At 73.3% G+C, this 10,323-nt stretch carries 7 protein-coding genes and 1 pseudogene; 4 read left to right on the forward strand and 4 right to left on the reverse strand.

Annotated elements, in window-relative coordinates; translation table 11 throughout:
• The 3 genes and pseudogenes from ADY01_RS26980 to ADY01_RS26990 form a co-directional block, all read right to left on the reverse strand.
• Positions 1-1,996, reverse strand: a pseudogene (locus ADY01_RS26980) (RHS repeat-associated core domain-containing protein); the annotation flags it as partial.
• Positions 1,963-2,208, reverse strand: a complete 246-nt coding sequence (locus ADY01_RS26985; protein ID WP_159001454.1) for a hypothetical protein — start codon at positions 2,206-2,208, stop codon at positions 1,963-1,965. The gene ADY01_RS26985 and the pseudogene ADY01_RS26980, both read right to left, overlap by 34 nt.
• An 80-nt stretch (positions 2,209-2,288) precedes the next feature.
• Positions 2,289-3,080: a TVP38/TMEM64 family protein gene (locus tag ADY01_RS26990; RefSeq protein WP_078900643.1), complete on the reverse strand. Its 792-nt coding sequence runs from the start codon at positions 3,078-3,080 to the stop codon at positions 2,289-2,291.
• Between the two features lie 161 nt (positions 3,081-3,241).
• On the opposite strand from ADY01_RS26990, the gene ADY01_RS26995 reads away from it, so the two are divergent.
• Positions 3,242-4,036, forward strand: coding sequence for an SGNH/GDSL hydrolase family protein (locus ADY01_RS26995; protein ID WP_049578726.1), 795 nt, complete (start codon positions 3,242-3,244; stop codon positions 4,034-4,036).
• A 109-nt stretch (positions 4,037-4,145) separates the two neighbouring features.
• On the opposite strand, the gene aceA is transcribed toward ADY01_RS26995, so the two are convergent.
• Entirely contained in the window at positions 4,146-5,489 is a 1,344-nt protein-coding gene (gene aceA / locus ADY01_RS27000; RefSeq protein ID WP_078900644.1) for an isocitrate lyase, read from the reverse strand.
• 290 nt (positions 5,490-5,779) lie between these two features.
• On the opposite strand from aceA, the gene ADY01_RS27005 reads away from it, so the two are divergent.
• From ADY01_RS27005 to ADY01_RS38465, 3 genes are all read left to right on the forward strand, one after another.
• On the forward strand, positions 5,780-7,192 hold the full coding sequence (locus ADY01_RS27005) for a short-chain fatty acyl-CoA regulator family protein (RefSeq protein WP_049578729.1): 1,413 nt from the start codon (positions 5,780-5,782) through the stop codon (positions 7,190-7,192).
• A gap of 144 nt (positions 7,193-7,336) precedes the next feature.
• Positions 7,337-10,048 (forward strand): class III lanthionine synthetase LanKC, encoded by a 2,712-nt coding sequence (gene lanKC, locus ADY01_RS27010; RefSeq protein ID WP_078900645.1) that lies wholly within the window; start codon positions 7,337-7,339, stop codon positions 10,046-10,048.
• A gap of 13 nt (positions 10,049-10,061) precedes the next feature.
• Complete coding sequence (locus ADY01_RS38465) at positions 10,062-10,208, forward strand: SapB/AmfS family lanthipeptide (RefSeq protein WP_107081835.1); 147 nt, start codon at positions 10,062-10,064, stop codon at positions 10,206-10,208.
• Positions 10,209-10,323 lie beyond the last annotated feature (115 nt).

Here is a 10,323-nt window from a genome sequence, read left to right on the forward strand (position 1 = left end):
GGTCGGGGGTGAGGTAGCGGGCGGTTTCCGGGTCGTAGTGGCGGTGGTGGTTGTAGTGGAGGCCGGTTTCGGGGTCGTGGTACTGGCCGGGGAAGCGGAGGGGTGTGTACGCGGTGCTGTCCCTGGACCAGGCCGTGGCGCCCCAGAGGGTGGCGCGGGTGTGCCAGGCCGTGTGGCCCGAGGCGTCGATCAGGTGGGTGGGGGTGCCGACCAGGTCGGTGACGATCGCGAAGAAGCGGCGGTCGATCTCGGTCCGGGGAGCGTCGGCGGCGGTGATGCGTTCGGTCTGGGCGACGGGGTGGAGGCCGTCGTGGTCCCAGGTGAGGGTGACGGGGTGGGGGAGGTTCCCGGCGGTGGTGGTCTGTTCGACCAGGGTGTCGCCGTCCCAGGTGAACTCGGTCCGCTCCACGACCGTTTCGCCGTCGTCGGCCAGCCGTTCCTTCGCCGTGCGGCGGCCGAGGGGGTCGTAACGGTAGCGCCAGCGCGTGCCGTCCGGGGTCTCGGCGGAGACGAGGCGGTCCTCCGCGTCCCAGGCGTAGCGCCACGTGTCGGGCTTCTTCGACGGCCGGTCCTTCCGCCGGAGCACGACCCGGCCCGCCGCGTCGTGTTCGTACCGCGTCCGGCCCGCACGGACGACGCGGGTGCCGGCGTAGGCGCGCGTCCCGGTCGCGGCCGAGCCGGGGTGGTCGGCGGGCCAGGCGGCGCGGGTCTGGTTCCCGGCCGCGTCGTAGGCATAGGTCTCGCTCCAGCCCTCCGCGCGGACGGCCGTGACCCTCCCCACCGGGTCCAGGTCGAAGGCGTGGCCGTCACGGCCCGTGAGGTGGCCGTCGGGCCGGTAGGTGTAGGCGCGGTGGTGGATCCGCCGCCCGGACGCGCCGGTCAGGGTCTGGGCGGTGAGGCGACCTGCCGGGTCCCGGACCCGGGCCAGGGTCAGGGAGCCGCCGATCGTCCGGGAGGTCTCGCGGCCCGCCGCGTCGTGGGTGAAGTCGAGGGTGTGTCCGGACGCGGTGAGCGAGGTGCGGCGGCCCGCGGCGTCATAGGCGAACGTGGAGACCGCGCCGCCGGGTGTCGTGCGGCGGACGCGGCGGCCCAGCGGGTCGTAACCGTGCGTGAGAACACGGCCGTTGACCATCTCGGCCTTCACGCGGCCGGCGCGGTCGCGGCTGTAGACGACCTCCGCGTCCGGGTTCGCCGCGGATAGGAGCCGCCCGGCGGCGTCATAGGTGTAGGTCGTGACGCCGCCCGCGGCGTCCTTGCGGGTGACGCGGCCGATCGCGTCGCGTTCCACGGTGAGGGTCTGGCCCCGGGCGTCGGTGCGGGCACGCACGCGGCCCGCGGCGTCGTACGCGTACGAGAGCGCGCGGCCGTCGAAGTCCGTCTCGCCGGTCAGGCGCCCGGCCGCGTCGTAGGTGTAACTCCACACGAGCCCCTGCGGGTTGGTGACTTTGGTGAGCCTCAGGTCGCTGCCGTGCTCGAACGTGTACCGCGCCCCGTCGGGGTCGGTCCTGGCGATCAGCAGGTCGAAGTGGCCGTACGCGAAGAGCGTGACGCCCCCGGACGCGTCGACATGGCGGACGCAGTTGCCCTCACCGTCGTAACTCCAGGTCTGCTCCTCACCGTTCGCGTTCACCAGGCGGGCGAGGTGGCCGCCGGGCGTCCACTCCAGGCGCTCGGTGGCGCCCAGGGGGTCCGTCACGGCCGTGGGGCGGCCGAAGGCGTCCCGGCGGTAGGCGGTGGTTCCCCCGAGGGGATCGGTGATCTCCACCGGCAGGCCCGCCGCGTCGCAGCGCACCCGCGTCGTCTCGCCGAGGGCGTCGGTGACCGACGCGAGGTGGCCGCGCCGGTCGTAGCCGTAACGGGTGGTGTGGCCCCGGGGGTCGGTGACGGCGGTGCGGTTGCCCCGGTCGTCGTACTCCTGCCGCCACACTGCCCCGTCGGGCAGGATGACCTCGGTCGGCAGGTTCAGCCCGTTGTAGGCGAGGGTCGTCTCTGCTCCCGGCCGGGATCATCCTCGCCCGAGGCCGCGAACCGCGCCAGCGCCGACTCGTCACTGAACGCGAACACCCACCGGATGCCGCCGTGCGACGCCGTCAGGAGACGGCCGCCGACCACCGGCACCAGCACCACGGAGCGCCGGAACTCCCCGAGCAGCGCGGCAGGTTCGCCCACCCCCGCGTGGACCGCCGCGACATGGCTCCCCAACTCCACGCCCCCCATGCTCCGCCGGGCGCACCTCCACCGCAACACCGGTCGGGCAGACGGCTGATCACACGGTGTCCCCCAGCCCCTCATCCCTCCGCGCGGCGGCGCGCACGCCGGCGCGCGAGGCGCCACAGGGAGAGGGCGGCCAGCAGGGCGAGGCAGGCGCCGCCCGGGATCCAGAGCCCGGACGAGGACGGCGTGGTCGCCGAGGCGCCGGCCAGCACGAACGCGGTGCTCCCCGGGACGGTGCCGAGCAGGGTCGCGGCGGCGAACGGCGGCCATGGCATCCGCGAGAAGGCCGCGCCCAGGTTGACCGCCGCGAAGGGCATCACCGGCAGCAGGCGGAGGGAGAGGACGCTGGTGAACGCCCGGTCCGTCAGCCGTCGTTCGAGGGCCGCGGGCGCGCCGGAGCGCAGCAGGGGCCGCAGGGCGTCCCGGCCGAGGAGGCGTCCGGCGGCGAAGGCCAGCAGCGCGCCCAGCGTGGTTCCCGCGACGGCCAGGGCCAGGCCCGGGCCGAACCCGAAGACGGCTCCCGCGGCGGCGCTGAGGACGGGCTTGGGCACCAGGACGAGCGTGCCCAGCGCGTAGACGGCGACGAAGAGGGCCCAGGACCCGGCGCCGGGCGTCAGCCCCTCCGTCTGGCGGTCGATCAGCCGCTCCGGGCCCGCCGCCAGGACGGCGCAGGCGCCACCGGCTAGCAGCACCACCAGCAGCACGGGGCGCAGCCACGGCCCGAGCCGCGACCGTCGCCGGGGACACGGAGGTTCGTCCCCGGCCTCGGCCGCCGCCTCCTCGCCCGGGATCCCGCCTTTGAACCCGCACTGGATCTCGCCCCGGGTCTCGCCCGGGATCTCGCTCGGCTCCTCGCTCGGGGTCACAGGGACATCAGATCATCCCGCGCGGGCCCCTGGGGCGAGCCCGCCGGGTGCGAGAGCCCGCAGGCATCTCGACGGAGCGGCGATTGACATGGACACTTATATCAACGCGCGTTGCGTGGCGCAGCGTGTGTGACCCGTAACTCCCCCCACGTGGAGGTTCCGTGAGACCGCCGAAGTCCCTGACGGCCCTGTCCGCGCTCGTCCTCACCTTCCTGATGGCCCTGTTGGGCACCGGGTCCGCCCAGGCCGCCGCGCCCGCCTATGTGGCGCTGGGAGACTCGTACTCCTCCGGCAACGGGGCGGGCAACTACATCGACTCCAGTGGTGACTGCCACCGGAGCAACAGCGCCTATCCGGCGCTGTACGCCGCGGCCAACGGCCCCTCCTCGTTCTCCTTCGTGGCCTGCTCCGGCGCCGTGACCAGCGATGTGACCAACTCGCAGCTGGGCGCGCTCAACTCGTCCACCGGCCTGGTCACGGTCACCATCGGCGGCAACGACGCCGGGTTCGCCGACGCCATGACGACCTGTGTGACCAGCTCCGACTCCACCTGCCTGAACCGCATCGCCACCGCCAGGTCGTTCATCTCCTCCACGCTCCCCGGCAGGCTGGACTCCGTGTACAACGGCATCAACTCCCGGGCGCCCAACGCGCATGTGGTGGTGCTGGGTTACCCCCGCATGTACATCGAGCCCTCGCCCTGGTGCCTGGGCCTGAGCCAGACCAAGCGTGAGGCGATCAACGACGCCTCAGACCTGCTCAACTCGGTGATCTCCTCGCGTGCCGGCGCGCACGGCTTCGCCTTCGGCGACGTGGCCTCGCAGTTCAACGGGCACGAGCTGTGCTCCGGCGACGACTGGCTGCACGACCTGGCGCTGCCCATCTGGGAGGCGTACCACCCCACCGCCGTCGGCCACTCCAGCGGCTACCTCCCGGCGCTCAACGCCCGCGACTGAGCCACCCGTCGAACGGCCGTCCCGGTGCGCGGCGAACGCCTCGCGCCGGGACGGCGCCCCCTGCGGCCCGGGGCGGGCCGGTCGTCCGGTCAGGTCAGGTCCGGTCCGGTCAGTGGAACTGCTCCGACTCGGTCGAGCCCGCGAGCGCCGTCGTCGCGGAGGCCGGGTTCACGGTGGTGGAGACGAGGTCGAAGTACCCCGTGCCGACCTCCCGTTGGTGCCTGACCGCGGTGAATCCCCGCTCCTGCGCGGCGAACTCGGCCTCCTGCAACGCCACATACGAGGTCATGCCGTGCTCGGCATAGCCGCGCGCCAGGTCGAACATGCCGTGGTTGAGCGAGTGGAACCCGGCCAGCGTGATGAACTGGAACCGGTAGCCCATCGCCCCCAACTCCCGCTGGAAACGGGCGATCTGGTCATCGTCCAGCGCCGCCTTCCAGTTGAACGAGGGCGAGCAGTTGTAGGCCAGCATCCGGTCCGGATACCGGGCGTGAACGGCCTCGGCGAACCGGCGGGCCTGATCCAGGTCGGGGGTGCCGGTCTCCATCCACAGCAGGTCCGCGTGGGGCGCGTAGGCCAGGCCGCGGGCGATCGCCGCGTCCATGCCGTTCCTGACGTGGTGGAAGCCCTCGGCCGTCCGTTCGCCGGTGCAGAAGGCGGCGTCGCGCTCGTCCACGTCGGTGGTGAGCAGCGTCGCGGCCAGCGCGTCGGTCCTGGCGATGATCAGGGTGGGGACGTCGAGGATGTCGGCCGCGAGGCGCGCCGCGTTCAGTGTGCGGATGTGCTGGCCCGTGGGCACCAGCACCTTGCCGCCCAGATGGCCGCACTTCTTCTCGGACGCCAGCTGGTCCTCGTAGTGGATGCCCGCGGCGCCCGCGGCGATCATCGCCTTGGTCAGCTCGAAGGCGTTGAGCGGTCCGCCGAACCCGGCCTCGGCGTCGGCCACGATGGGCGCGAGCCAGTCGGTGGTGTCGGCGCCGCCCTCCGCGGTGGCGATCTGGTCGGCCCGCAGCAGCGCGTTGTTGATCCTGCGCACCACCTGGGGAACGGAGTTGGCGGGGTAGAGGCTCTGGTCGGGGTAGGTCTGGCCGGACTGGTTGGCGTCGGCCGCGACCTGCCAGCCGGAGAGATAGATCGCGCGCAGCCCCGCGCGCACCATCTGCACCGCCTGACCGCCGGTCAGGGCGCCCAGCGCGTGGAGGTACTCCTCCTCGTGGAGCTGCCGCCACAGGCGCTCGGCGCCCCGCCGGGCCAAGGTGTGCTCCTCCCGGACGGTGCCGGCCAGCCGGAGCACGTCCTTCGCGTCGTAGGTCCGCTCGATCCCGGCCCAGCGGGGGTCCGTCTCCCACTGGAGCGCGAGCTCGTCGGCCGTCGTCCACGACGACGCCCCCGCCCGCCGTGCCGTCCGCGCCTGCCGTCCCTGGGCCTGAGCCACTGGCTGCGTCTGTGTCATGACCGTCTCCCCTTCGCCCGAACCGGAGTGAATACCTGAGGTGTTCTGTCAATGCTGCGAAGTGTGTGACACCGAGTGTCGTCCCGGCGGTGGCAACGGCGGCCCCCGGTCGGCGACATCGGTGAGCGCGGCGCCCGTTGACCGATGGCCACCCGCCCACTGTGGCACTGGCACTGAGTGCCAACAAGGGGGGACGTCTGCTAAGTTCTGCCTATCTTCCGGACGGATTCAGCGAACTTTGCGAAGGCCGCCCCCGCCTCGGTGGAACGGGCGCGCCGAAGGGAGCGTCGATGAGCAAGATCTACGCGGGAGCGCGGCTGCGGCGGCTGCGCGAGGAACGCGGGCTCAACCAGGCGGAGCTGGCGCGCCTGCTGGCGATCTCGCCCAGCTATCTCAACCAGATGGAGCACGACTCGCGACCGCTGACCGTGCCCGTCCTCCTCCGGCTGACGGAGGCGTTCGGCGTGGACCCCGGGTTCTTCTCGGAGCGGGACACCGGCAGGCTGGTGGCCGACCTGCGGGAGGCGCTCGCGGACGAGATCGCCGCGGGCCGGCTGTCCTCGGCCGACCTGGGGGAGCTGGCCTCCCGGCTGCCCGGCGTGGCGCAGGTCCTGGTCGACCTCGGGCGCCGCAACCACACGCTGTCGGAGCGGCTGTCGCACGTCGCGGGGGGCCGGGGCGCGGACGAACCGGCCGGGCCGCGCTCGCCGCACGAGGAGATCCGCGAGTTCTTCTACCGCAGGCAGAACTACCTGCACGACATCGACACGGCCGCCGAGGACCTGGCGCGTGAGATGGGCGTGCGCGCCGGTGAAGCGGGGCGCACGCTCGCCGCGCGCCTCCTCGTGCGCCACGGCGTGAGCCTGGCCATGGACGCCGGGCGCCTGCACCACTACAACCCGTCCACCCGGGTGCTGCGGCTGTCGAACCGGCTCCGGCCGGGACAGCGCACGTTCCGCCTGGCCACCCAGCTCGCCCTGCTCGAAAACGGCGCGGAGTTCTCCCGGCTGGCCTCGGAGGACTGTGAGGAGGGCTCTCCCGCCTGGTCGCTGGCCAGGATCGGCATCGCCCACTACTTCGCCGCCGCCCTGATCCTGCCCTACGGCGAATTCCACGCCGCCGCCGAGGAGTTGCGCTACGACATCGAACGGCTCACCGACCGGTACGGCATGGGGTACGAGACCGTCTGCCACCGGCTCAGCACGCTCCAGCGGCCCCGGCTGCGCGGGGTGCCGTTCTCCTTCGTCCGGGTGGACCGCGCGGGCAACATGTCCAAGCGGCAGTCCGCGACCGCCTTCCACTTCTCCCGCGCCGGCGGCACCTGCCCCCTGTGGAACGTCTACGAGGCGTTCGCGGCCCCCGGCCGGATCCACGTGCAGATCGCCTCGATGCCCGACGGGAAGCGCTACCTGTGGACCGCGAGGACCGTCACCCGGCACCGCGGCGGCTGGGGGGAGCCGGGCAAGACCTTCGCCATCGGCCTCGGCTGCGAGATCCGGCACGCGGCCCGCCTCGTCTACTCCGACGGGCTCGACCTCGACAACGCGTCCGCCGCGACCCCGATCGGCATGGGCTGCCACGTCTGCGAACGCCTCGACTGCCCGCAGCGCGCCGTCCCGCCGCTCGGCCGCCCGCTCGACATCGACGAGAACAGCAGCACGTTCGTCCCCTACCCGGTCGTGCGCGCCCCCCGCACCCCCTGACCGTGGCACCCCCTGACCGTGGCACCGCTCTTCACCACTCGGCACGGCCGACTCCATGCGTTTCTCACATTCTTCTCGTGACAGTCATGACTGGTGCGCCCCTGGGCGGACTGTGAAACTTCAGTCACTTGCCGAAGGAGCGGAATGGACAAGCGGTACGAGGTCTTCTGTCTGGTCGACAGGTGGTTCTACGAAACACCCGACCGCATTTCGGCGGACGCCGGCCAGGACGCGGACGGCGTATACGAAACGGCCCGTCGTCCCGCGCCGGAGGGATGGCGCAGTGAACGCAGGGGGGACTGGCTGTACTTCCAGCCCGAGACCGCTCGACTGCCGCCGCAGGGCTGGAAGATCCATGTCACCGCCTGCCTCGACAACGCCGACAAGACGGCCGCCAAGATCTGGGACCACTGCGTCCCGCGCCGCATTCCGTTCAAGTTCGTCCCCGGCCGCCATCTTCTCCACCTCCGCAACTCGAAATACGCGAGCCGGGATTCCAGCGGCAAATTCGCGACGATCTATCCGGCGGACGAGGACCAACTGCTGAGCGTCCTCACCGAGCTCGGCGAGCTCCTCGACGGCGAGCCGGGCCCCTATGTCCTGACCGACCTGCGCTGGGGGCCGGGCCCGCTGTTCGTCCGGTACGGCGCGTTCCTGCCGCGCCACTGCGACAACGGCTCGGGCACCCTGGTCACCGCCATCGAGGACGGCGAGGGGCGCCTCGTTCCGGACCGGAGGGACCCCACGTTCAGCGTCCCGGAGTGGGTCACGCTTCCCGCCTTCCTGGCACCGCACCTCGCCGCGCGCAACGCCACCACGCTCGGCGACCTCCCCTACCGCGTCGAGAAGGCCCTGCACTTCTCCAACGGCGGCGGCGTCTACCAGGGCACCGACCTGCGCACCGGCGAGCAGGTGGTGCTCAAGGAGGCCCGCCCGCACGCCGGGCTCGCGGCCGACGGCGCCGACGCGATCGCCCGCCTCGAACGGGAGAAGGCCGCGCTCGAACGGCTCGCGGGCCTCGACATCGCGCCGGGCGTGCGCGACTGGTTCGCCCTGGGCGACCACCGCTTCCTCGTCATGGACCACCTGCCGGGCCGGACCCTCAACTCGTTCTTCGCGCAGCGCCATCCGCTGCTCGCCGAGGACCCGGACCCCGCCGCCCTGGCCGACTACACGCGCTGGGCCCTGGACGTGCACGCCTCGGTCGAACGGGCCGTGGCCGCGCTGCACGGGCGCGGCCTGGTCTTCAACGACCTGCACATGTTCAACATCATGGTCGCCCCCGACGAGAAGACCGTGACGCTCCTGGACTTCGAGGCCGCCGCCGACGTCCGGGACAACGCCCGCCAGACCGTGGCCCACCCCGGCTTCCTCGCGCCCGCCGACCGGTCGGGGTTCGGCATCGACCGCTACGCCCTGGCCTGCCTGCGGCTCGCGCTGTTCGTCCCCATGACCTCGCTGCTGGCCATCGACCCGGGCCAGGCCGCGCGCCTGGCCGAGGTCGCGGCCCGGGAGTTCCCCGACCTGCCCGCCGCGTTCCTCAACGAGGCGGTGACCGAGATCGAGGGCAGCCCCGGCGGCCGGAGGGCGGCGGACCGCGCGGCGCCCGTGGCGCCCGGCGACTGGCCCCTCAGCCGCGACTCGATGGCCCGCGCCGTCCTCGCCTCGGCCACCCCGGAGCGCGAGGACCGCCTCTTCCCCGGCGACATAGCCCAGTTCGCCGCCGGAGGCGGCCTCGGCCTCGCCCACGGCGCCGCCGGAGTGCTGTACGCGCTGGCCGAGACCGGCGCCGACCGGTACGAGACGGGGGAGCGCTGGCTGCTGCGGCACGCCCTCGCGCCGCCCGAGGGCACCCCCCTCGGTCTCTACGACGGACTCCTCGGAGTCGCCCACGTCCTGCACCGGCTCGGGCATACGCAGGCCGCGCTCGACGTCGCCGGCCGGGCGCTGGCGGAGCGCTGGGAACGCCTGCCCACCCACCTGTTCGGGGGTCTCGCCGGCATCGGCCTGGTCCTGGACACCCTGGCCGCCGACACGGGCGACGCCACCATGACCGCCCTCGCCGACCGCGCGACCCACCTCGTCGCCGAGCGGGTCGCCGACCGCGCGGTCGCCACCCGGGGCCCGGCGGCGGGGGAGGGGGAACGGCCGGGCCCCGGGCGGGCCGGGCTCCTCCGCGGTTCCGCCGGGCCGGCCCTCCACCTCCTGCGGCGCTACGAACGCACCGGCGAGCGGCTGCTGCTCGACCTGGCGGCCACCGCCCTGCGCGCGGACCTCGCCCGCTGCGTGCGCGACAGCCGGGGCGCGCTGCTCGTCGACGAGGGCAACCGCACCATGCCCTACCTCGGAGGGGGCGGCGTCGGCATCGCCGCCGTCATCGACAGCCACCTCGCCCACGCCCCCCGCGACGCGGGCGACCTGGAGGAGGCGCGCCGCGCGATCCTGCCCTCGGCCCGGCTGCGGTACTACGCCCAGCCGGGGCTGTTCCGCGGCCGGGCGGGCATGGTCTGGCACCTGGGCCGCACCACGACCCCGGGCGCGGACGCCGCCGACCTCGCCGCGCAGACCGCCGCCCTCTCCTGGTATGCGATGGCCTACCAGGGCGAACTGGCCTTCCCCGGCGACCAGATGATGCGGCTGTCGATGGACCTGGCCACCGGCACCGCGGGCTGCCTGCTGGCGCTCGGTTCCCTGCCCAGGGACGAGGACCCCGGCGCGCCGAGGGCCGTCCTCCCCTTCCTGCCGTCCCCCGCGCGGCCCACGGACCGGTCCCCCTCGGGGGACCGCACGCAAGACCCCTCCGCCGCGAGCGCGGCGGAGGCGACGCACCACCACCGTCCACGCCGGACACGATGAAAAGGAATCACTCATGGCTCTGCTCGACCTTCAGACGATGGAGACCCAGAACGAGCTGTCCACCGACGGCGGTGGCGGCGGCGGCGGGGGCGACATCAGCAGCGTCAGCCTGCTGCTGTGCGACAAGCACAGCTCGAACAGCGTCCTCATCTGTCTCTGAGGCCCGCCCGTGACGCGTCGCCCGTGACGCGCCGGCCCTGATCCGCCACCGCGGACGGCCGGACGGCCCCGCGCGACTCGCTCGCGCGGGGCCGCTCCACTGCCGCCGCCGCGCC

It is taken from the genome of Streptomyces sp. SBT349, assembly GCF_001083795.1.
In the GTDB taxonomy this organism is placed as follows: Bacteria; Actinomycetota; Actinomycetes; order Streptomycetales; family Streptomycetaceae; genus Streptomyces.